Raw genomic sequence first — 21,855 nt, forward strand, 5'->3', positions numbered from 1 at the left:
GTGTGGTTCAGGCTACGGTCTACGCCGCCATTCGATGGCCGGGCAGGTGTCCATAACCATTGCAACCCCAGCGGCGGTCGTGCGTTCGAACGCTGCCTCGTCGACGACGCCGAGCTGAAACCACACGCCCTTAGCGCCCACCGCTACCGCCTCGTCGGCGAACCGGCCTGCCGCCTCGGATCGTCGGAACACGTCGACGACATCGATCGGGAAGGGGACGTCGGCCAGCGTCGCGAAGCCCTGTTCGCCGAGCACGGTCGGTGCGTCGGGGTGAATCGGAACGATTCGTTTGCCGCGTTGCTGCAACAATTCGGCAATGGAGTACGCGGTTTTGCTCGGATCGCCGGACAGACCGACCACTGCCCACGTCTCGAGGTCGTCGAGCATGAGGTCGACTGCTTTCGGGTCTTGCCACGAGGTAGTCATGACCGCAAGTTACACCTCGGCACGGACATCGGTCTGCAGTCGTGCGACCGCAGCGGCGCCGATCGTGCCGAGAGCGAGAACGACCGCGGCGACGATGAACGCGACGGTGTACGAGTCTCCGATTGCCCGTGCGACGACCAGCGGCCCGAGGACTTGGCCGACACCGTAGACCGTGGTCAGGGCGGCGGCCGTGCGGCCGATGGGCAGGCGGGCGGCGGTCGTGAGAGTCAGCAGCGTGATGCCCATGAACGTGCCGCCGAACAGGACGGCCGAGACGACGGCGACGGCGGAGTTCGAGGTCAGCGCTGGGAGCAGCGCGGAGATCGTCTGCAACGAGAATGCAGCCACCAGTGCGCGTTTCGTCGTGATGCGACGAGCGACGGCGTGCCACAGGACGGTTGCGGGCACCGCGGCCAGGCCGACCACGATCCAGACGGCAGGGCCGACCGACGAATTTCCGTGACCGCCGACCGCTGCAACGAGGAATGTGCCGACGATGATGTAACCGAGGCCTTCGAGGAAGTACGTGGCCAGCAGGACCCGCCAGATGGTGCGATCACGCGTCGACAACGGGTTTTCGCCACCGCCCGAACGGGATTCGGCGTGGATGCGGAGGGCGAGCGCGGGCGCAATCAGAATCGCCGTCAACAATGCCGAGCAGAGCCACAGTCCTTGCCACGAAAGGTGCGGCGCTGCAACGAGTGTGAGAATTCCCGACGCCGCGATGCCGGTGCCGACCCCGCCGAACGTCACACCGGGCGACGCCTTGGCATGATGTGCGACGGTGCTGGCGCATCCGAGAAAAATTGCCGCACTGGCCATACCGGCGAGCAAGCGGAGGAACGAGAACAATGCGGTGCTGTCCACGGCAGCCATGGCGAGCTCGCTGACGACGAGCACGACTGCCCACGCTCTGAACGCCGCGGTGGTGTTGACGCCCGGCCGAATCGACAGCACGACTGCGCCCAGGAGGTAGCCCGCGTAGTTCGCGGTGGCGATGACCGCGCCGCTGCTCGGGCTGACGCCGGCCGAGTCGACCATGATCGGCAGAATCGGTGTGAACACGAACCTGCCGACGCCCATGGCGGCCGCGAGTCCTGAGGCGGCGGAGAGCGAGACGCGTCGGCCAGTCATCGATTGATCCACTCGGCGCACGCTACCCAACCGGTGACATGGAGATGACGTCGAACCTACGAACCGGGCCTGCCTGCGTGGCTCTGCACGTCGTGGTGATGGGGTCGGACAGCCCCTGCTCGAGCCGCACTTCGACATGCCGGCCGTAGTGATCGAGAACGACGGTCCACGACGACCCGTCCTGTCGTTCGGAAACCGGATGAAGGGTGTCGATTCGGTTGTCGGACAGCGCAACTCGTGCGTGGTGTTGCGCCGCCTGTACGACGGCCGACAGCGAGCAGCGTCCGCGGAAAAAGCGGGGATCCACCATTCCCTCGCCGTGTAGACCGACGATCTGCTCCGCATCCGCGTCGTCGACGTTCCCGTAATACAAGCCTTCGGGAAAGACCACCATCGTGCCGGCGAACCGGTCGCCGCCGAGGTGTGAGCATTCCCAGGTGATCTCGCTGTGCGCGGTCATGAGTGCAGGCAGAACTCGGCGCCCGCGCACCGCGCAGCATTGGTCGTGACGGCCGTGAGTGCATACCGCGACGATGGGGTCGGTCGACAGCGTCCCGGCAGGATCGTCGACGTCGAGTTCCAGAACGTCCTCGGGACGCTCGACCTCACCCCAGCGAATGCTTTCCGTGCCGACGCGGGCATCGACGACGGCCCAGCGCCACCGACCCTCACCGCGGTGACGGCCAGGGCGTCGAATCGCCAGGCTGCGCATACCGGCGGCCTCCACGTGCCGCGCGATTTCGAAACCGAGCGCGGGTGCGAGAACACGGTCGGAATTCACGAACGCCGAATGTCCCCACGCGCCGTCGATTTCGAGCAAAAACCAGCGCCGACCCGCGGACGCGGTTCCCGCCAGCGAATCCCCACGCGACCGCGCGGCCTCACTGCACGTCACGACGCCGGTACCAGTACGCCTTCCCGAAGGAGGCGTCGGGCGACGACGATCGCGCTGCCGAAGTCGAGGCCGACGAGTTCGCCTACGCGGCAGGGCTTTCGAGACCGCAGCTGGTATATCGCGTCGGCGCATTCATCGGGAAGGGACACGGTCTTACCGCGAAGTCCAAGGTGAATCTTGCCGCCGCCCTGCGTGATCGACGGGTCGAGTCCCTGCCTCCACACCACGACGCTCTCCGCGCGCAGGTCGTTCATGAAGTCGACGGTGCGCAGCGGATTCACCGGCTCGGGTCGTGTGATGTCGGAGAAGCGCCGGCCGAGTCGTTCGGCGATGCGCCGACGCGCAGACTCGTCGGTCCTGAGCTGCTGCAGCACGTGTGCGACGTCGTCGATGACTCGATCCACATGGGGGAGCACGGCGTCGGTGTCGGTCGGATCGATGCCTGCGGGGAGTGGCGCACGCAGAGCGGCCTCGTCCTGGAGCGCGCCGAACAACTGGTGCGCGACGTCGTATCGATTGAGTGACGCAACCCCGATGGTCAAGTGAATCGTCGTGTCGCCCAATGCTTCCGCGGAGTGAATCCAACCACGAGGGAGGTACAGGACGTCCCCGGGCCGAAGCACGGTGTCCATCGCGGGAGTGTCGCGTGCACGCTCCTCCACCGCCGACGTACGGTCCGACCACGGCTGATTCGACAGTGGATGCGGGTACACGGGAGGGTGCAGGATCCAGCGCTTCTCGCCGCTGATCTGCAGCACGAAGACGTCGTGCACGTCGTAATGCGGAGAGAATCCCTTCGACGACGCAGGCGTGATGTACGAGTTGACCTGCGTCGGGTGCCCGACGTCGTCGACCAGATCGCGGACGAAGTCGATCAGCGGCGGCCACAGGCGGTGCAAACCCTGCAGGACCAGTGTGTGCCCGTCGGCGAACGCGGACAGGATGGCGGCAGAGTCCAGTTGATCGGTCATCTCGGCGCCGAATCCGCCGGACGACGTGAACTGCGACTTGTCCAGCAGCGACCCGTCCTTGGCCATGCGCGCGAACGGGGTGCGGACACCGCGATGCGAGACGAGCTCGTCGACCGCCGCAGGCGTCATCAGGTCGTCGAACGATCCGGGAAGCTCGGAGGCGCGCGACAGAAGGGGCTGTCGGCCCCAGTAGTCGTCGGCGAAAACTCGTTCGTGGACGCAGATCAAACGGCCCAGCGCGGACCGGTTGCCCGATCCGCGCTGGTCGTCAGTTATGTGGCTCAAGCCGTGCCGTCCGCACCGCCGTCGTGGCCGCTGGGGTTCGAGCCGCCGTCAGCGGGGCCTTCGCCGGGTCCTGCCGTGCCGTCGGCGCCGCCGTCGTGGCCGCTGGGGTTCGAGCCGCCGTCAGCGGGGCCTTCGCCGGGTCCTGCCGTGCCGTCGGCGCCGCCGTCGTGGCCGTTCGGGTTCGAGCCGCCGTCGGCAGGTCCTTCGCCGCCCGAGCCGCTCGTGGTGATGTCGTCGTCGTTGATGCTCATCGGATGCCTTTCGGTCGACGTACCTTCTTTTCAGGCGCGGGCCTGCCGCGCTCCGACCGAGGATTGACGGTCGATCGCACTTTCAAACTCGATCACCTGGGAAGACGGCTTTCGTCCGGTTTCTCGGGAAGGGTGATCGTCGACGACCGGGCGATCGCGTCGGCGACATAGGTGTCGGGATCGACATCGAACGGGGACGCGGCGACCCCTCGTCCGATCGTCTGCACGTAGCGGTCGGCGGGTGTTCCGCGTTCACGGACCGTCGAACTGGTGACGGTCACCGCCGGGATGCCGTCGATGTCGGGAAGGCGGAGGACGGCGTCGTATTTACCTCGAAAAGCCTGGCCGCGCCGGTCGATGTCGAGAAGTCCGACGGTTCCGACCTCGACCTCGGTGGGCTCGACCACGTCGATGTCGTCGACGACGTTCTCGACGGCGAGTAAGTGCGCGAACTGGTCGTGCTCGACGAGGTATCCGTGGGCAACAGACCGCACGTCGCCGCGCTCGGTGGACACGAATGCGGCCGAACCCGTCCACCGCTGAGACACCCCGGCGAAATACAGGGCGTGGTCGATCCACAGCCAGCGGTCGTCCGCGGGCGGCGTCGGTGAGGGAGCAGGAGGATGGAAGCCGAGCTCGCCGTCGGCGGCTGACCCGGTCAGATAGGTCCGAAACCGCTCTGCCAGCAGGTTCGAGCCGTAGGAGACGTACCAGATCATGCTGCCCACGGTAGCGTCCTACGCTGGCAACGGTGACGACACGAACGGTGACGCCCGAGTCATTGGGCGCCTGGGTGATCAAGTGCAACCCGAACACGACGGACCTCGGGCCGATGGTCGCCGCCGGCAGAGCCCACGAGAACTGGTGTGTCGCCTCGAACTATCGGACGCGGCTGATGAGTGCCGGTCAGCGAGTGCTGTTCTGGGTGAGTGCACATCCTCGACGCGGATTCTGGGGCGCGGGCGTCGTGACCGGCAGCGCGGTTCCCGGGCCTCGGTGGAAGATTGCCACCGACATCGAACTCTTCGCCGAGCCCGTTCTCGCATCGACGATCAGGAACGTTCCTGGTCTCGACGGTCTCGAGGTGTTTCGCTCACCGCAGCAATCCAACCCGTCGTGGGTGGACCGGGAACAGTTCGCACTTCTGGAATCGCTGCTGCCGATCTGACGGGCTGCTCACGTCACCCATCCGGCGCGGAAAGCATCGAGTGCTGCCTCCACCCGGTTGGAGACACCCAACTTGGTGAAGATGCCGTTGATGTGTGTCTTCACCGTCGTCTCGCTGAGGAACAACTTCTTCGAGATGGCCGACGTGGTGGCACCGGAAGCCATGATGCACAGCACTTCTCGCTCACGCTCGGTGAGCGAGTTCAGTGCGGTAGGTACCGCCTGCGGCGCCGGGGCCTGTGACGCCACGATTCGTCTCAGCGAGTCCTTGCTGAAGACCGTGTTGCCCGTGGCGACCCCGCGTACAGCGAGATGAAAGGTTTCGGGCGCTTCGTCCTTGCTGACGAAGCTGTGCGCGCCTGCCGCGACCGCCTGCACGACGACGTCGTCGACGTCCAGTGCCGTCATCGCGATGACGGCAGGCGGGTTCTGCAGCGTCATGAGCCGACGGGTGGCCTCCAGTCCGCCGACGCGCTTCATCTTCAGATCCATCAGCACCACGTGCGGACGGAATGTACTCACGGCCTGCATGACTCGGTCACCGTCGTCGACGTCGGCAGTCACCTCGATGTCGCCCGTGGCAGCGAAGATGTCACGAACTCCTGCGCGCACGAACCGATCGTCGTCGACGACGAGAACTGTGATGATACCCGGTGCTGTCATGGTGCGCGAAGCTTACGACGCGCCACCGACAGAAGTTCACGTGTGCCAGGGAAGCCAGGCCTGGACGACGAATTCGCCGGGGACGACTTGTGCTTCGAAGGTGCCGCCGATCTGACGAACCTGCTCGCTCAACCCCGTCAGACCGGTGCCCGATCCGTGCGCGAACGCCGGTGCACCGGTGAGGTGATTACGGACTACGATGCGGAGTCCGACGTCGCTGTTGCCGCGCACGCCAACATGAATCGGTGCGCCCTGTGCATGCTTCTGGGCGTTGGTCAGCGACTCCTGCGCGACGCGATAGGCCACCTGACTGGTGGACGCTCCCAGGTCTCCGGGCGACAGGTCGAGCGAGTAGGTGACATGGGTGCCGGCGTCGCGGACGCTGTGCACGAGATCCGACACCCCTTCGATGCTTCGCCGTCCGCCCGCGTAGTCGCCTGTGCCGCGGAGCACGCCGATGATGCGCCTCAGGTCGTCGAGCGCGTCGTGGGCGGTCTGCCTGATCAACGACGCGGTGTTGGGGACTTTCTCGGGTCCTTCGGTGCTGTTGACTTGCAATCCGCCCGCGAACAACGAGATTCGACTGAGGCCGGCCGCCAACGTGTCGTGCATGTCGCGCGCGATTCGAGTGCGTTCGGCGACGAGAATTGCTTCCTCACGCAGCGCGTCGGATTGCTTGGCATACCGGTCGCGAGTGTGAACGGCAGCATCGAGATCCGACTGGGTGCGGCGTAGAACAGCAAGACCCGTGACCGCACCGACAAGCGCCAGCGCGACGAGCCAGGCGATCCACAGCGGGACGTTCCAGTCCGGGACAGGCCCGTCCTCGACTGTCTGGGTGCCGACCGTCAGCACCGAATAGTCACGCCGACGGTACGCGTCGTAGGTCAGGGAGACGCCACAGGCGACGAGCACGACGCCCGCGGACAGCGCCAGTCTGCGGCCCGTCGCGAATCGTGCGACGGCATACAACGCGATGAGCGCGGCGGTCGCATCGGTCTCGAAGAACAGCGGGCCGGCAACGGCGAGACCCAGTACGACGAACGGCTTGTCGTGCCGCCACACCAGGGCGACTGCGGCAACCAGGTTCAACAGGAAACCGACGACGTAGTTCACCGGCGGGACGTTCTCGGCGGTCGAGGCGAACATGACCGTGAACATCGAGCAGATCACGCTCAGGCTCACGGCTGCGGTCGTCCACACGCGGCGACGCCACCTGCTGGGAGTGCTCGTGCTCATGACCGGAAACGATACGGTCGCCCGCCGACACGAACGCACCGGTCGTTCGGTTCGAACCCCGACCGAAAGGATGAGACGGTTCGTCCGTTCTGCCGAAGTGGTGACCAGGCCCGCTGCGGTGTTCTTGTCCCATCGCTCACGAACGAAGGGATTACATCATGACCACACCGCAGCCCGTCGCCACCGAACCGAAGCGCAACTGGTTCTTCCGGCATAAGATCCTGACCGGAATTCTCGCGCTGATCGTTCTCGTCATCGTGGTCACCGCGGTCAACAGCGGATCAGGAGACACCAGCACGTCGAGTCCCGGAGCCCCGGCCCCCGAGGCGACGGAACCGGTCGTCGGCCTCGGAACCCCGGTGCGCGACGGCAAATTCGAGTTCGTCGTCACCGGCGCTCAGCCCGGAGTACCCAGCGTCGGACAGGATTTTCTGACCGAGACCGCGCAGGGCGAGTACGTGCTCGTGACGATGTCGGTCCGCAACATCGGTGATCAGGCGCAGAGTTTCACGACGTCGGCGCAGAAGCTGCTCGACGGCCAGGGGCGTCAGTACTCCGTCGACGACATGGCGACCATCGTGCTCGATCAGGGGATCGCGTTCGAGCAGATCAACCCGGGCAACTCGATCGAGGCGACGGTCGTCTTCGACGTTCCTGCGGGCACAGTTCCTGCCGAGATCGAACTGCACGACTCGGTGTTCTCAGGTGGTGTAACCATCGGGCTGTAAACCCCACGTGCACGAAAATACATAGAGGGGTATGTATTTTCGTGCACGTGCGCCGAAGGCGCCTATTTGTCCCCGACGACCGCAGGCCGCGCGAGTGCCCATCCACCGAATGTCAGCGCGAGAGCGAGCATGACGAGCCCGACCCACAGGTTGGCGCTCGTTCCGACGCTCATGTCGACCACGTTGTTCGACGGCGAGGAATGGGTCTCGTTGCCGAACACCGACGGGAACAGGCCCGCCAGCGTCAGCAGAATTCCGTAGATGCCGAGAAGCGCGCCGATGACGGAACGGATGTCGAACAATCGCGCGATCGCGCTGGGCTTCGAATCTGGTGAGGTCATGTCAGTGCCCTATCAGTGGAAGACGATGTTGAGAACGACGACGAGGCCCAACGCGAAGCCTGCCAACGGAACCGGCCGCTTGAACCACGGGTTGGTGGCATCTTCGGGGTCGGCGAACATCTCGCGAGGAGTCTCGGAGTACACGAAGCCGACCAGTTCCTTCGCCGGTTTCGGTCGGGTCACCATGCTGACACCGATACTGACGACGATGTCGACGACGAACGCAGCGGATGCGGCCACGAACGGCATGCCCTGACCGGGCAGGTTGATCACCCCGACCTCGGACAGGACGAACACGAATACCGCTGACGCCGTTCCGGACACGAGCCCGATCCACCCGGCCGCGGGCGTCATCTTCTTCCAGAACATACCGAGGATGAACGTGGCGAAGAGCGGTGCGTTGAAGAATCCGAACAACGTCTGCAGATAGTCCATCAGGTTGGAGTATCCCGACGCGATCAACGCGGTGAAGATCGCGAGAATCGTTGCGACGACGGTCGCGACGCGTCCGACCGTGATGTAGTAGCCGTCCTCGCGATCCTTGACGATGTACTGCTGCCAGAGGTCGTAGCTGAACACGGTGTTGAACGCCGAGATGTTCGCGGCCATACCTGCCATGAACGCGGCCATCAGACCGGCGACGGCGACGCCCAGCAAACCGTTGGGCAGGATGTCGCGCATCATCAACAGCATGGCGTCGTTGTAGGTGATGTCGCCGGTGCCGTTCTGCTTCAGGTTGATCATGTCGCCGATGGCCGCGGCCGCGATCATGCCGGGGACCACGACGACGAACGGCACCAACATCTTCGGGATCGCGCCGATGATCGGGGCTCGCCGGGCTGCGGACATCGAATCGGACGCCATGGCGCGCTGCACCTCGACGAAGTTCGTCGTCCAGTAGCCGAACGACAGCACGAATCCGAGTCCGAACACGATGCCGACGATGGACAGGATCGGGGAATCGAAACCGCTCAACGCCTGCCCGGGCCACGACGAGAGCTGTTCACCCGTCGACGCGGTGACACTGCCGTCGGTGACCGTCGGGACGACCTTTTCCTTCAGCCCGGACCAGCCGCCGACCTTGATGAGCCCGATGACCGTCAGCGGCACGAGCGCAGCGAGGATGACGAAGAACTGCAGCACTTCGTTGTAGATGGCGGCGGACAGGCCGCCGAGGACGGTGTACGTCAACACGATTGCCGCGGCGACGACCAGCGACACCCAGAGCGACCATCCCAGAAGGGTTCTCACGACGGTCGCGAGCAGGAACAGGTTGACACCCGCGATGAGGATCTGCGCGACGGCGAAGCTGATCGCATTGACCAGGTGCGCTTTGGAATCGAACCGCTTGCGCATGAACTCAGGAACGCTGCGCACCTTCGAGCCGTAGTAGAACGGCATCATGACGATGCCGAGGAACAGCATCGCCGGGATCGCTCCGATCCAGTAGTAGTGCATCGTGGCAAGACCGAGCTGGGCGCCGTTGGCGGACATGCCCATGATCTCCACGGCTCCGAGATTCGCGGACACGAATGCGATGCCGGTGACCCATGCGGGTAGCCGACGGCCGGAGAGGAAGAAGTCGAGGCTCGTCGACAGTTGTCGGCGGGCTACGTATCCGATTCCGAGGACGAATACGAAATATACGGCGATGAGGACGTAGTCCAGCGCGTTCGTGTTGAACGACAACGCGCCTTCTGCCGCAAGGTTCGACGTCACGCGTCAACCTCCCTGGTTGAGTGAGCTGGCTCACGGTCGTGAGCAATGTGAACATAAAGTAACAGAGCCAAACATTTACGTACAGATTCGACCGTTATTTGCCGGCTCGATGTTTGGTAATGTTCGATTTCACCAGGGACTCGGAGGTAGAAGCGGATGCTCGCAGCAGAGCGGCATGAACGAATCATGTCGGCGCTTCGCGCGGAGGGTGCCGTCAAGGTCGTCGACCTCGCGGACAGTCTCGACGTGTCCGAGATGACCATCCGGCGTGACCTCGACGTTCTCGACGAGCGGGAGGTTCTGCGCAAGGTGCACGGTGGCGCGATCGCCCGCGACAACCGAGGCGTCGAACCACCGTCGACGGCGAAGGCCGCACGTCAGCACGCCGAGAAGGTGGCGATCGGTCGAGCAGCTCTCGGCGCGGTCGAGGACGGCATGACTATCGCGGTCAGCGCAGGAACCACGACGCTCGAGCTGGCCAGGCTACTGCGCGGACGCAGTTCGATCACCGTCGTCACCAATTCGATCCCGATCTTTCAGGAGCTGACCGGACACCCGTCGGAACCCGACCCCATCGTCTACCTGACGGGAGGGTCGCGTACGCCGTCCGATGCGCTGGTGGGTCCGGTCGCCAACGCGGCGCTCGATTCCTTCCGTGTCGACGCGGTCTTCCTCGGTGTGCACGGATTCGACGTCGAATCGGGACTGACTACGCCGAATATCGCTGAGGCAGAGACGAATCGGCGTCTCATCGCCACGGGCCGGCGGCTGTTCGTACTCGCCGACAACACCAAGTACCGCGAGGTCGGAACCAACGTGTTCGGACGGATGTCGGACGTCCACACGCTCGTCGTGGACGACGGACTCGCTTCCGCCGACCGCAGGGCACTCGCGAAACATGTCGACACCATTGTCGTAGCCGAGACGGAGAATGCATGAAGATCACACAGGCGGCGCTGGCGGACGGCCGCGACATACTCTTCTTTTCGTTGCCCGGCAACGACGTTCGTCCTGTGCCGGATGTGAGGCCACTGTCGCCGCGCCCCACCATCGCGCAGTCCGAGGTTCGTCGTGACCGTCAGACCGGTGATTGGATCGCGATCGCCGCGTTGCGTCAGGACCGCACCTACAAGCCTCCGGCCGATCAGTGCCCGCTGTGTCCGTCCCCGCGCGGCGATTCAAGTGAGGTGCCGGCCGCGGACTACGACGTCGTCGTGTTCGAGAACCGTTTCCCCAGCCTGTCGCACGCAGGACCTGCCGCCGAACCGCTGGACCCGGAACGCGATTCGGGTCCCGGCGTCGGCCGCTGCGAGGTCATCTGTTTCTCCAGCAACCACACGACGTCGTTCTTCGAACTGAGTCATCAGCACGCACGGCTCGTCGTCGACGTCTGGCGGGACCGCACCGAAACGCTGTTGGCGATGCCGGGGATCGAGCAGGTCTTCTGCTTCGAGAACAGGGGAGAGGAAATCGGCGTCACGCTGTCCCACCCGCACGGGCAGATCTACGGCTACCCGTATCTGACGCCGAGGACCACGTCGATGCTGCGTCAGGCTCGCGTTTTCGCCGAGAACAACCACGGCGCAAACCTTTTCGAGAACATCCTGGCGAGAGAGATTCGGGACGGTGTCCGAGTGATCGCGTCGAACGAGCAGTTCACGGCGTTCGTTCCGTTCTCGGCGCGTTGGCCGGTCGAGGTGCACATCTATCCGAATCGCCACGTGCACAACCTCACTGACCTCACCGAAGCGGAGCTCGACGGGCTCACCGACGTGTACCTCGACGTGCTCGGTCGGTTCGACCGAATGTATCCCACACCGCTGCCGTACATTTCGGCGCTACATCAGTATCGACCGGATTGCGGTCAGCAGGACGGGTACTTCCACATCGAATTGATGTCGGTACGTCGGTCCGCCACGAAACTGAAGTTCCTGGCGGGGTCGGAGTCGGCGATGGACGCGTTCATCACCGACGTGACACCCGAGCAGATGGCCGATCGTCTGAAGGAGTTGGCGTAAGTGATCGTCGCGCAGGCACCCGGCCGCATCAATCTGATCGGTGAACACACCGACTACAACCTCGGCTTCGCAATGCCCATTGCGCTCGAGCAGCGTACGACCGTCCGCTTCGAGCCGGACGACTCCACGACGATCACGCTCGAAACAGACAGGGAGGCAGGGAAGCACGCCTTCGACGTCACCGTGCAACCCGGCGACGTCGACGGTTGGTCCGCGTACCCGGCGGGTGTCGTCTGGGCTCTGGCCGCGGCAGGCCACCGCGTCGTCGGTGGAACGATGTCGATCAGCAGCACTGTGCCGATCGGCGCGGGACTGTCGTCGTCCGCAGCGCTCGAATGTGCGGTGCTGTTGGCCATGAACGAAGCGACCGGCGTCGAACTCGACCTTCTCGATGTCGCGCGAATCGCGCAGCGTGCCGAGAACGACTTCGTCGGCGCCCCGACCGGCCTCATGGACCAGCTGGCGTCGCTCCACGGCGAAGCCGACCGCGCGCTCCTCGTCGACTTCGAGGCGGCCGACGTCACGCCCGTCGACTTCGACCCGGCCAGTCACGGTCTGGCGTTGTTGGTCGTCGATTCCCATGCAGCACATCAGCATTCGACAGGGGAATACGCGGCGCGTCGGGATTCCTGCACACGGGCGGCGCATGTTCTCGGGGCGGATTCGCTCCGAGAAGTGCAGGGTCAGGATGTCCTGAACCGAATAGAAGACCCGACCGACCGTCGCCGAGCACGGCACGTCCTGACCGAGAACGAACGCGTCCTCGACTGCGGAATAGCATTGACGGCCGGCGGATTCCGACGCGTCGGCGACCTGATGAATCAGTCGCATGCGTCGATGCGCGACGACTTCGAGATCACCACACCGCACATCGATCTCATCGCGGACTCGGCAGTCCGGCACGGTGCGCTCGGTGCCCGCATGACCGGCGGCGGATTCGGCGGGTGCGTCATCGCTCTCGTCAAGGCCGCCGAGAAAGATGCGATCGCCGAGAAAATCGCGTCGGACATCGCAGCTCGGGACTACCCGGCTCCGAGTATCTTCACGGCCCGCGCCGGGTCGGGAGCCGCGGTACAGCGGTGACAGTCACCCTCCCCGGGTGATTCGTACGCGGCTGCTCCCGGCGCATCATCGGAGGATGCCCGCGCGGGTGAAGTCCGGTTCGTCGTTGGTGCTTGCGGTACTGGCCGCAGGTCAATTTCTGATGACGTTGGACAGCTCGGTGATGAACGTGTCGATGGCGTCGGTCGCGTCCGACCTCGACACCTCCATCACCGGTATTCAGACTGCGATCACGTTGTACACGCTGGTGATGGCGACGCTGATGATCACCGGCGGAAAGATCGGCACGATCATCGGGCGCAGACGGGCCTTTGGCATCGGACTGATCGTCTACGGTGCGGGCTCGTTCACGACGGGTCTCGCGCCGAATCTTCCCGTCCTCTTGCTCGGGTGGTCACTGCTCGAAGGCATCGGTGCTGCGTTGATCATGCCGGCCATCGTGGCGCTGGTCGCGGCCAACTTCCCGCCCGAGCGACGTGCAGGCGCCTACGGTCTCGTGGCAGCGGCCGGGGCAATGGCGGTCGCCGCGGGCCCCCTGATCGGCGGTGCCGTGACGACGTTCGCCTCCTGGCGGTACGTGTTCTTCGGCGAAGTCGTTCTCGTTGTGGTCATTCTGGCGGTTCTGCGCCGGGTCAAGGATGTCCCACCCGAGCCTGCCCGGCTCGACGTCGTCGGCTCACTGCTGTCGATCGTCAGTCTCGGGTCCATCGTGTTCGGTGTCCTGCGTTCCGGCGAATGGGGTTGGGTGCGTGCGCAGACGGGCGGTCCGGTGATTCTGGGATTGTCTCCGGTGATCTGGCTGATACTCGCCGGAACAGTGCTGCTGTACGTCTTCCTGCGCTGGCAAACTCACCTCGCGGCCACGGATGCGCAGCCGCTCGTCGACCCGCAACTGCTGCGAAACCGCCAGCTCACCGGCGGGCTGACCATGTTCTTCTCACAATTCACCGTTCAGGCCGGTGTCTTCTTCACCGTCCCGTTGTTTCTGTCCGTCGTCCTCGAACTCAGTGCACTGCAGACCGGACTTCGACTGCTGCCGCTGTCGGTGGCGCTCCTCGTCTCGGCGGCAGGCATTCCGCGGATGTGGCCACGCGCGAATCCCCGACGTGTCGTACGAGCGGGCTGGGCGTCGATGATCGTCGGAATTCTGATCCTGGTCGCTGGATTGGATCCGGGGGCCAACGCGGGGATCGTTGCACTACCGATGCTGCTGATGGGTGTCGGACTGGGCGCGCTCGCGTCGCAACTCGGTGCGGTGACGGTGTCCGCTGTGCCGGATTCGCAGAGCGCAGAGGTCGGTGGACTCCAGAACACGGCCACCAATCTCGGGGCATCCCTCGGAACGGCTCTGATCGGTTCGGTCTTGATCGCCACGCTGAGCGCGTCGATAGTCACTGGCATACAGGGCAATTCGGATGTCCCCGCCGCGGTGAAGGAGCAGGCATCGATTGAACTGTCGTCGGGTGTGCCGTTTCTGTCCGATACACAGCTGCGTGCTGCCGCCGAGGATGCACAGATCGACGAGGCCAGAGCGAACGACATCGTGCAGCTGAATGCGGATGCGCGTCTCGAAGCTCTGCGCATGGCCCTGTCGCTCACCGCGCTTCTGGCGGTGACCGCCCTGTTCTTCACGGGTGCCATTCCGCAGAAACCGCCGCAGTAGCGTCCCCACCGCCCGTCGGACCGCCGCGTTCGCGCGTGAATTACACCAATGTCATTCTGCTGCAACGGGGTTTGTCGACGTCGAATTCTTGCGCAAACAGTCGAATTCAGTAACACTCACCCCATCAGTCACACGAGTAACACGACCCCGTGAGGATTCGTATGCGCACACGACGTCGACAGATCGCACTCGGTGCGGCCCTCACTCTGATGACGAGCGGGCTCGCCGTCGTCGCCAGCCCTGTCGCGTCGGCGGATCCGTGCGGGGGATTGGGCGGCCCGGGGTCGTCGCCGCTGTTCGGCTCGTCGGGAAGTGGCGACGGCAGAGATCCACGAGGCCCGCAGGGCCCGTTGCCACGCATCGATACCGGCGCCACGCAGTCGATCGCGTGGGTCACCGGACCGCAGGGTCCGAACAATACGTACGAGACCCTCGGCATCTCAGGCACCGACCTCGGCATCAGCTGGGACAACGGTGCAGGTCAGACGCTGATGGCGTTCGGTGACACCTTCGGTAACTGCTCGGTCACCGGTCAGCAGTGGCGCAGCAACGTTCTGCTGAGGTCGAACGACGACAACCTGTCCGACGGCATCACCGTCGGCCCGGCTGTTCCAGGTGACGTCGACTCGGGCGCGGTCGTGCAGCCACTCGCCCCGAACTTCGCCAGTCAAGTCATTCCGAGCCTCGGACTGCCGAAGGTCGAGGACACGACGATCCCGACCGCGGCCATCTCGATCGACGGCGTCCAGTACATGAACTACATGTCGGTGCGTGAATGGGGAGCGCCCGGGCGGTGGGTCACGAACTTCTCTGCCATCGCCGTCTCGAACGACAACGGCCAGACCTGGGCGACGGCGCCGTCGACGATCCGTGTGAATGCAGGTGTCACGATCCCCGGCGTCGATCAGGTCGAGGAGAGCAACGGCAAGTTCCAGATGAACGCGTACACACGCGGGCAGGACGGCTACATCTACCAATTCGGTACGCCCAACGGACGATTCGGCGCCGCCTTCCTGTCTCGGGTCCTGCCACAGGACATCCTCGATCTCGGCAAGTACGAATATTCGACGGCGGATCCTGCACGACCGTGGTCGACGGATGTCGCCGATTCGGTCTCGGTCGTCGAAGAACCCGTCAGCGAGTTGTCGGTGGCCTGGAACGACTACCTGCAGCGGTACATCATGCTGTACGGCAACGAGGCGAACCGCACGATCGTCGCCCGGACCGCTGAGAAGCCCGAGGGTCCGTGGACCGCGCCGACCACGCTGCTCGACGCCCGTAACACCTCTGGTGGCATCTACGCGCCCTACATTCACCCGACGACCAACGGAAAAGACCTGTACTTCACGGCATCTCGGTGGTCGGACTACAACGTGCTGTTGCTACGGACGAATCTCGATGCACTGAAGCCCTGATGCCCTGACGCCTGTCCGAGTCGTTCGACCGTGCCGAACAATCACGTTCCGTTACGCTGAACAGATGGTGTCCATGGCAGACAGTCCCGGGGTACACATCGGGGCGCGCGTACGCGAGACCCGGATGGCGACGGGTGTGTCCCTTCGCGAACTGGCGCGACGTCTCGAACTGAGCCCGGCGACCATCACCGCCCTCGAGAAGGGCAGGACCACGATGAGTGTCGATCGATTGCACGAGATCGCCACCGCGCTCGGTGTCTCGCCCGCCGACCTGTTCGCGACGGGTTCGGCGAGCGTCTCGTCGAGGCGACCCGACGAGGACGAATCGACCACCGGCAACTGGCGCGAGTTCGACGACGTCCCGATGGATCTCGTCCTGCGGGCCGCGCTGGCCTGCATCGTTCGCAAGGGCTACCACGGGTGCTCGATTCGCGACATCGCCGAGGAAGCGGAATCGAGCGTGTCCGCGCTCTACCACTACTACCCGAGCAAACAGGCCATGCTGGTCGCCCTGTTCGAGCTCACGATGACCGATCTGCTGCGACGCGCGACCGCCGCCCGCGACGAGTGCGATCCCGACGATCACGTCGAGCGGTTCTCACGCCTCGTCGAGAGCTTGACGCTCTACCACAGCTACCGCAAGGAGATGGGGTTCGTCGGATCGAGTGAGATGCGCAGCCTCGAAGACGACAGCTACGCCGCCATCGCCACGAAACGCGTTGCGCTGCAGCGAATGGTCGACGTCGAGGTGCAGTCCGGCGTCGACCTCGGCCTGTTCGGAACGAACCGCCCGCACGAGGCCGCGCGTGCCGTCGTCACGATGTGCGTGTCCGTCGCGCAGTGGTACAACCCGCAGGGCGACGAGCAGCCAGAGGAGATCGCGGCTGCGTACGTCCGGTTCGCTCTCGACCTCGTTGCGCACCGACCGGCGGGCGAAGGGCTGAAGCTCTAGCGCTGCAGTGCGTGGAACCCGGCGCGGTAGAACACGAGAGGAGACTCGTCGGCGCCGTCGGTGTCGAGCTGCTCGACTCGCCCGACGACCAGGTCGTGGTCGCCGAGCCGCTGCACGCTGTCGATGGCGCAGTCGATCCAGCCGTGAGCTCCGTCCAACACCGGGGCGCCGGAATCGGTCGGATGCCAACCGATTCCCGCGAACTTGTCCCCGCCGGACTTGGAGAACGCCCGGCAGAGGTCGAGCTGATCGTGGGACAGGATGTTCGCGCAGAACCGTCCGCTGGCAGCGATTTTCGGGAACGTCGTCGATGTGTGCGCGACGAAGAACGCCACCAGCGGCGGGTCCAGCGAGACGGAGGTGAACGACCCGACGGCCATGCCGAGCGGGCTTCCGGCGTCGTCGACCGAGGTCACGACGACGACCCCGGTGCAGAACTGGCCCAACACCGTGCGAAAGTGCGTGGGGTCGTGCGCTGGTGCGGTCATGAGGTCTTTCCTTCCGGTGCGTAGGCGACGACGGTCAGCCCGGCGGGGGAGCGCAGAGGGAGGCGCGATTCGTGGCTACCTCGAACCGGTGTGCCGACGTCCCACCCGAGGTCTTGCGCGGCCCGGGCGACGGCCTCGAGATCGGTCGTCTTCGCGAGAAGGGACCACGCAGGCCCGGATTCGTCGGACAGGCTGATCGCGCCGAAACTGGCCCAGGCCCGGCCGTCGGAGAAGACGGCCGGACCCAGAACGTCGACGAGGTCACGATGCACGTCGGCCCATTCGCTGGTCGAGTGCATGACGGTGACCTTGTCGAACAGTGAAGCAAGACCGGCCGTCACGACTGGGCCAGCCGCCCGGCTTCGTCGAGTGCGGCGCGGTAGATGTCGCCGATGCCGATCTCGAGATCTTTCTCCAACGCGGCCGGGTCGTCACCCGACGCGGTGAATTCCGCGTCCCACGAGACGACCGATCCGGAGCCCGCGGCGTCGACGCGAATCGTCGACACGCACTCGGCCAGCGGCAGCGGCCCGTCGACGTATTCGTACGTGTACGTGCGGTTCTCGTCGTCGTGGGCCACGATGCGTTCCCGCACCGGGTTTCCGTCGGTGAACACACCGTGCCGGACGTCGCCCTCCATCGTGGCCGAGCCGACCGACGGGATCCACGACGCGGCAGCCGCCGGATCGCCGACGACGGCCCACAGCGCGGACGGGCTCTGGGCGAACTCCTGTCGTACCGAGACGGTTGCCATGATCAGGCCCTCCCCAACTCGGCGTTGTACTTCTTCGTCATGTGGTCGACGGCCTTGCGATGCTCGTCGGCCTGGCCCTCGCGGACCGATTCGGCATGGGCTGCCGCATCGAGCATCGGCTGCGCCTGGCCCTGGAAGTACGGCATGACGTCCTGTGCGAACAGTTCGTAAGAACGCTTGGTGGCCTGCGGGTTCGCCCAGTCGTGGCCCTGCAGCAGCAGCGTGCCGAAGCCGCCGGACTGGTCGACGAGTCGTTGCACCTGTGCGCGTGCCTGCTCCGCGGTACCGATGACGCCGATGCCCGACGTGTTGATGAAGTCGATCATCTCTTTCTTGTTCTCACCGCGGACGTCCATCTGCGGGAACGCGGCGACGTGCTGCAGGTAGTTGAACCAGTACTCGATCCCGTGCTCGACATCCTCGTATGCCTGCTCGACGGTCTCGGCGATGTGGAACGGGCCGACGAGGCGCCACGTCGAACGATCCACTTCGTCGGACCGTCCCGCCTGCTCGGCGAATTCCTCGAGCATGCCCCAATGGTGTTGCAGTGCACTGAAGCCGTCGGCGGTCAGGGTGGCGGCGATGGACAGCAGGCCGATGCCGAGCTTGCCGGCGAGGCGAGCGCCGGTCGGCGACGCGATGGCGGCGACGACGACGTCGAACAGCGGATCCGAGTACGGGGCCATCTGGATCTTCGCGTCGAACAACTCGTGCGTGCGGGTCTTCGCGCTGACGGTTTCGCCGCGCAGCAGTCGCATGATGATGTCGGCGTTCTCCGCCAACAGCTCGCGGGTGTCGATCTGCGACAGGCCGAGCATCGCGGCGTCGGTCGGCAGCGATCCTGGACCGAGGCCGAACAGGACGCGGCCGTGGGTGAGGTGGTCGAGCATCACCATGCGCTCGGCCGCCCAGAGTGGATTGTGGTAGCTGACCGACGTGACACCGGTGCCCAACTTGATACGACTCGTGCGTTCGCCTGCGGCGGCGATCATGATCTCGGGGGATGCGTAGATCTCGGCGCCCGCAGAGTGATGCTCGCCGAACCACGCTTCCTCGTAGCCGAGCTTCTCGATGTATTCGACGAGCTCGAGATCGCGCTGGAGCAGAAGCGTCGGGTTCTGTCCGGGCGTGTGGATCGGGGCGAGGAACGTACCGAACTTCAGGCGCGTCATCGGTTCTCCAACTGTGACGAGGGGATGGGGTCCCAGCGACTGTATGACCCACGCCACACTCGCTGACAGTCCTCGAAAGTGGACAACCTAACGGGCAGCCGACCCGTTTCTGCGCACCAGCGAGGCCGTGAGAGCTGCGCGGTTGCGTAGTCCGGTGGTCTCGAAGATGCGGCTGACGTATTTCTTGACAGTCATTTCGGTCAGTGTCAGTTCGGCGGCGATCTGCGCGTTGGTCAAGCCGTCACTGATCAGTTCGGCCACCTCGACCTGTCGGGGAGTCAACCCCGCGAGCGGGTCCTCTGCGTCGACGTCGTCACCGATGACGATGGATCGACTGGCCACGCGCAGGTGGGCGGCGAGCAATCGGATCGCGGTGAGATCGCCGAGATCCCAGTAGCGCTCGCGGTCGAACATTCCGACGAGGGCCTCGCCGTCGGCGAAGCGAAGGTGGATCGCCGACGCCGTGCCCATCCCGTGCGGTGCCAGATAGTCCTCGACGTAGGACCGCTGCGGAACCGGGAGACGAGCGAGATCGTCCAGCGTCGCGAACCCGTCGTCGGTCAGCGTGCGTCGGGCTTGCGGGAGCGCGAAGACGTCCTTGTCGCGCCATCGCTCCTGGTATTCGACGAGCAGCGGCTCGGCGGCACCGGTGAGCAGGGGCGCGGGGTCGGCGAACAGCGTCGGATAGGTCGATCCGAAGAAGAACGTGACGTCGCGGACGTCGAAGATCGTCGCGATGGCGTCGACCAGACTTTCCTTGAACTGCGTGCCACCCGGGGAAGTGCGGCACACGTCGAGGACCCCGAGTATGCGACGCAGATGCTCGGGGGACAGTGTGTCCTGCCACGACGAGGCGGCTTCGGGCACGGAGGAGCGCATCCCGCGATGGTAACCAATGCGGACGTTCGTTCGGGCGGCTTCGCCAACCGTGCGCGGATAGTTGCATCCTGGACCGACTGTTCGCGCACGGGTGGCACAGCCGCACGATAATCTCCGCTCATGAGCACCCGAACCAACACCATCGACGGCGTACTGCGCCGGTCGGCCGCCCGATCCCCCGAGCGCACCGCCATCACGTTCGAGGGCCGCAGCCACACGTATCGCGAGCTCGACGACGCGGTCAGCCGGGCCGCGCGACGCCTGCTTGCGCTGGGGTTGGTCACGGGCGACCGCGTCGCCGCGTACGGTGTGAATTCCGATGCGTACGTCGTCGGGTTCCTCGCGTGCGCGCGGGCAGGGCTGGTGCACGTTCCGGTCAACTACGCACTCGTCGGGGACGAGCTGAAATATCTTGTCGGGCAGTCCGGTTCGCGCGCGGTACTGGTCGACCCGGAACTCGCGGCCACGCTCGACTCCGTCCGCGCCGACTTGCCGGTCGATCACGTGCTGGCTCTTCCGGACCTGCTCGACGGTTCCGAGAGCATCGACGAACTCGAGTCCGCCGCTGAGTCGAGTGACCTGGCGCAGCTGCTCTACACGTCGGGAACGACGTCGAAACCGAAGGGCGCCATGATGTCTCACGGCGCATTGATCGCGGAGTACGTCTCGTCGGTGATCGCGCTCGGTTTCACCAAGGAAGACAATCCGCTGATCGCGATGCCGATGTACCACTCGGCCGGCATGCACGTGTTCACGATGCCGTACCTGTCGGTCGGTGCGACAGTGCATCTGATGAGGCGTCCCGATGTGCCGGAGATCCTGCGGCGCATCGAGGAGGACAGAATCGGTTCGCTGTTCCTCGCGCCGACGGTGTGGGTGCCGCTCGCGAATCATCCGGATCTGCAGACGCGTGACCTGTCGTCGCTGACCAAGGCCCAGTACGGCGCGTCGATCATGCCGGTGACCGTACTGAACCGTCTACGGGAGCGGTATCCGGACCTGGGATTCTACAACTGCTTCGGACAGTCCGAAATCGGTCCGCTCGCAACGGTATTGCAACCCGAGGAGCACGAGGAGCGTCCTGCCTCGTGCGGTCGTGCGGTGTTCTTCGTCGAGACACGTGTCGTCGACGCGAGCGGCGACGACGTTCCCGACGGCGAGCCCGGTGAGATTCTCTACCGCTCACCGCAACTGTGCGACGGCTACTGGGACAAGCCCGAGGCGACGGCAGAAGCGTTCCAGGACGGGTGGTTTCACTCCGGTGATCTCGTGACGCGGGATGCCGAAGGGTTCATCACCGTCGTCGACCGGATCAAGGACGTGATCAACACCGGCGGCATTCTGGTCGCCTCACGTGAGGTGGAGGACGCCGTCTACACGCATCCCGCTGTCGCGGAGGTCGCCGTCATCGGTACGCCCGACGAGAGATGGATCGAGGCCGTCACCGCGGTGGTGGTGCTGAAGGACGGCGCGGACGGCGTGACCGCGCAGGAGATCGTCGACCACGTGAAGGGCTTGATCGCACCGTTCAAGGTGCCCAAGACCGTCACGTTCGTCGACGAGCTCCCGCGTAACCAGAGCGGCAAACTTCTGAAACGGGAGTTGCGCTCCGCACCCGTGCGGGGATAGTTGC

The 21,855-nt window shown here is 65.0% G+C and carries 24 protein-coding genes; 9 read left to right on the forward strand and 15 right to left on the reverse strand.

Translation table 11 applies throughout. The features are described 5' to 3' along the window. Window positions 1-12: 12 nt before the first annotated feature. The 6 genes from A3K89_RS20915 to A3K89_RS20940 all read right to left on the reverse strand — a co-directional run bounded on the left by A3K89_RS20915 (window position 13) and on the right by A3K89_RS20940 (window position 4,681). A complete protein-coding gene (locus A3K89_RS20915; protein ID WP_068430156.1) occupies window positions 13-426 on the reverse strand; it encodes a CoA-binding protein in 414 nt (137 codons plus the stop codon). 9 nt (window positions 427-435) lie between these two features. Continuing rightward, window positions 436-1,560: a YbfB/YjiJ family MFS transporter gene (locus tag A3K89_RS20920; protein WP_068430552.1), complete on the reverse strand. Its 1,125-nt coding sequence runs from the start codon at window positions 1,558-1,560 to the stop codon at window positions 436-438. Window positions 1,561-1,582: 22 nt separating this feature from the next. Continuing rightward, the gene (locus A3K89_RS20925) at window positions 1,583-2,455 is read right to left on the reverse strand and encodes a sucrase ferredoxin (protein WP_068430158.1); all 873 of its coding nucleotides are present in this window, start codon (window positions 2,453-2,455) and stop codon (window positions 1,583-1,585) included. Beyond that, window positions 2,452-3,702 carry a cupin domain-containing protein gene (locus tag A3K89_RS20930; RefSeq protein WP_084423965.1) on the reverse strand — a complete coding sequence of 417 codons (1,251 nt, stop codon included), beginning with the start codon at window positions 3,700-3,702 and terminating at the stop codon, window positions 2,452-2,454. The genes A3K89_RS20925 and A3K89_RS20930 overlap by 4 nt, the downstream gene beginning before the upstream one ends. Window positions 3,703-3,707: 5 nt before the next feature. Further along, window positions 3,708-3,962 (reverse strand): BatC protein, encoded by a 255-nt coding sequence (locus tag A3K89_RS20935; RefSeq protein ID WP_068430160.1) that lies wholly within the window; start codon window positions 3,960-3,962, stop codon window positions 3,708-3,710. A 92-nt stretch (window positions 3,963-4,054) separates the two neighbouring features. Beyond that, a complete protein-coding gene (locus tag A3K89_RS20940) occupies window positions 4,055-4,681 on the reverse strand; it encodes a hypothetical protein (RefSeq protein ID WP_157105399.1) in 627 nt (208 codons plus the stop codon). Window positions 4,682-4,713: 32 nt separating this feature from the next. On the opposite strand from A3K89_RS20940, the gene A3K89_RS20945 reads away from it, so the two are divergent. Further along, complete coding sequence (locus A3K89_RS20945) at window positions 4,714-5,130, forward strand: EVE domain-containing protein (RefSeq protein ID WP_254303613.1); 417 nt, start codon at window positions 4,714-4,716, stop codon at window positions 5,128-5,130. Window positions 5,131-5,138: 8 nt separating this feature from the next. Here the strand turns inward: A3K89_RS20945 and A3K89_RS20950 are convergent, their stop codons facing one another. Further along, window positions 5,139-5,792, reverse strand: a complete 654-nt coding sequence (locus A3K89_RS20950) for a response regulator transcription factor (protein ID WP_068430169.1) — start codon at window positions 5,790-5,792, stop codon at window positions 5,139-5,141. A gap of 36 nt (window positions 5,793-5,828) precedes the next feature. Beyond that, on the reverse strand, window positions 5,829-7,031 hold the full coding sequence (locus tag A3K89_RS20955) for a sensor histidine kinase (RefSeq protein WP_068430559.1): 1,203 nt from the start codon (window positions 7,029-7,031) through the stop codon (window positions 5,829-5,831). A 158-nt stretch (window positions 7,032-7,189) separates the two neighbouring features. Here A3K89_RS20955 and A3K89_RS20960 point away from each other — a divergent pair, with 158 nt between their 5' ends. Next, window positions 7,190-7,759 (forward strand): DUF4352 domain-containing protein, encoded by a 570-nt coding sequence (locus tag A3K89_RS20960; RefSeq protein ID WP_068430172.1) that lies wholly within the window; start codon window positions 7,190-7,192, stop codon window positions 7,757-7,759. Window positions 7,760-7,821: 62 nt separating this feature from the next. Here A3K89_RS20960 and A3K89_RS20965 read toward each other — a convergent pair whose 3' ends face one another. Beyond that, window positions 7,822-8,100: a hypothetical protein gene (locus A3K89_RS20965; RefSeq protein ID WP_068430175.1), complete on the reverse strand. Its 279-nt coding sequence runs from the start codon at window positions 8,098-8,100 to the stop codon at window positions 7,822-7,824. Between the two features lie 12 nt (window positions 8,101-8,112). Next, window positions 8,113-9,819, reverse strand: coding sequence for a sodium:solute symporter family protein (locus A3K89_RS20970; protein WP_068430176.1), 1,707 nt, complete (start codon window positions 9,817-9,819; stop codon window positions 8,113-8,115). 156 nt (window positions 9,820-9,975) lie between these two features. On the opposite strand from A3K89_RS20970, the gene A3K89_RS20975 reads away from it, so the two are divergent. From A3K89_RS20975 to A3K89_RS21000, 6 genes are all read left to right on the forward strand, one after another. Then, window positions 9,976-10,758, forward strand: a complete 783-nt coding sequence (locus A3K89_RS20975; RefSeq protein WP_068430178.1) for a DeoR/GlpR family DNA-binding transcription regulator — start codon at window positions 9,976-9,978, stop codon at window positions 10,756-10,758. After that, entirely contained in the window at window positions 10,755-11,837 is a 1,083-nt protein-coding gene (galT, locus tag A3K89_RS20980; RefSeq protein WP_068430180.1) for a galactose-1-phosphate uridylyltransferase, read from the forward strand. Before A3K89_RS20975 ends, galT begins: the two co-directional genes overlap by 4 nt. Further along, window positions 11,838-12,920 carry a galactokinase gene (locus A3K89_RS20985; RefSeq protein WP_068430183.1) on the forward strand — a complete coding sequence of 361 codons (1,083 nt, stop codon included), beginning with the start codon at window positions 11,838-11,840 and terminating at the stop codon, window positions 12,918-12,920. A 55-nt stretch (window positions 12,921-12,975) separates the two neighbouring features. Further along, window positions 12,976-14,562: an MFS transporter gene (locus A3K89_RS20990; RefSeq protein WP_068430185.1), complete on the forward strand. Its 1,587-nt coding sequence runs from the start codon at window positions 12,976-12,978 to the stop codon at window positions 14,560-14,562. 161 nt (window positions 14,563-14,723) lie between these two features. Further along, window positions 14,724-15,977, forward strand: coding sequence for a DUF4185 domain-containing protein (locus A3K89_RS20995; RefSeq protein WP_068430186.1), 1,254 nt, complete (start codon window positions 14,724-14,726; stop codon window positions 15,975-15,977). Window positions 15,978-16,041: 64 nt separating this feature from the next. Further along, on the forward strand, window positions 16,042-16,929 hold the full coding sequence (locus tag A3K89_RS21000) for a TetR family transcriptional regulator (RefSeq protein WP_068430188.1): 888 nt from the start codon (window positions 16,042-16,044) through the stop codon (window positions 16,927-16,929). On the opposite strand, the gene A3K89_RS21005 is transcribed toward A3K89_RS21000, so the two are convergent. From A3K89_RS21005 to A3K89_RS21025, 5 genes are all read right to left on the reverse strand, one after another. Next, the gene (locus tag A3K89_RS21005) at window positions 16,926-17,417 is read right to left on the reverse strand and encodes a flavin reductase family protein (RefSeq protein ID WP_068430190.1); all 492 of its coding nucleotides are present in this window, start codon (window positions 17,415-17,417) and stop codon (window positions 16,926-16,928) included. The two genes, A3K89_RS21000 and A3K89_RS21005, sit on opposite strands and share 4 nt — an antisense overlap. After that, the gene (locus A3K89_RS21010) at window positions 17,414-17,716 is read right to left on the reverse strand and encodes a hypothetical protein (protein ID WP_206031190.1); all 303 of its coding nucleotides are present in this window, start codon (window positions 17,714-17,716) and stop codon (window positions 17,414-17,416) included. Before A3K89_RS21010 ends, A3K89_RS21005 begins: the two co-directional genes overlap by 4 nt. A gap of 38 nt (window positions 17,717-17,754) precedes the next feature. After that, window positions 17,755-18,171 (reverse strand): SRPBCC family protein, encoded by a 417-nt coding sequence (locus tag A3K89_RS21015; protein ID WP_068430194.1) that lies wholly within the window; start codon window positions 18,169-18,171, stop codon window positions 17,755-17,757. Window positions 18,172-18,173: 2 nt separating this feature from the next. Continuing rightward, window positions 18,174-19,343, reverse strand: a complete 1,170-nt coding sequence (locus A3K89_RS21020) for an LLM class flavin-dependent oxidoreductase (RefSeq protein ID WP_068430196.1) — start codon at window positions 19,341-19,343, stop codon at window positions 18,174-18,176. A gap of 87 nt (window positions 19,344-19,430) precedes the next feature. Further along, entirely contained in the window at window positions 19,431-20,222 is a 792-nt protein-coding gene (locus A3K89_RS21025; protein ID WP_068430199.1) for a helix-turn-helix transcriptional regulator, read from the reverse strand. A 120-nt stretch (window positions 20,223-20,342) separates the two neighbouring features. On the opposite strand from A3K89_RS21025, the gene A3K89_RS21030 reads away from it, so the two are divergent. After that, window positions 20,343-21,851: an acyl-CoA synthetase gene (locus A3K89_RS21030; protein ID WP_068430202.1), complete on the forward strand. Its 1,509-nt coding sequence runs from the start codon at window positions 20,343-20,345 to the stop codon at window positions 21,849-21,851. Window positions 21,852-21,855: the final 4 nt, after the last annotated feature.

It is taken from the genome of Rhodococcoides kyotonense (genome assembly GCF_001645385.1).
GTDB lineage: Bacteria > Actinomycetota > Actinomycetes > Mycobacteriales > Mycobacteriaceae > Rhodococcoides > Rhodococcoides kyotonensis_B.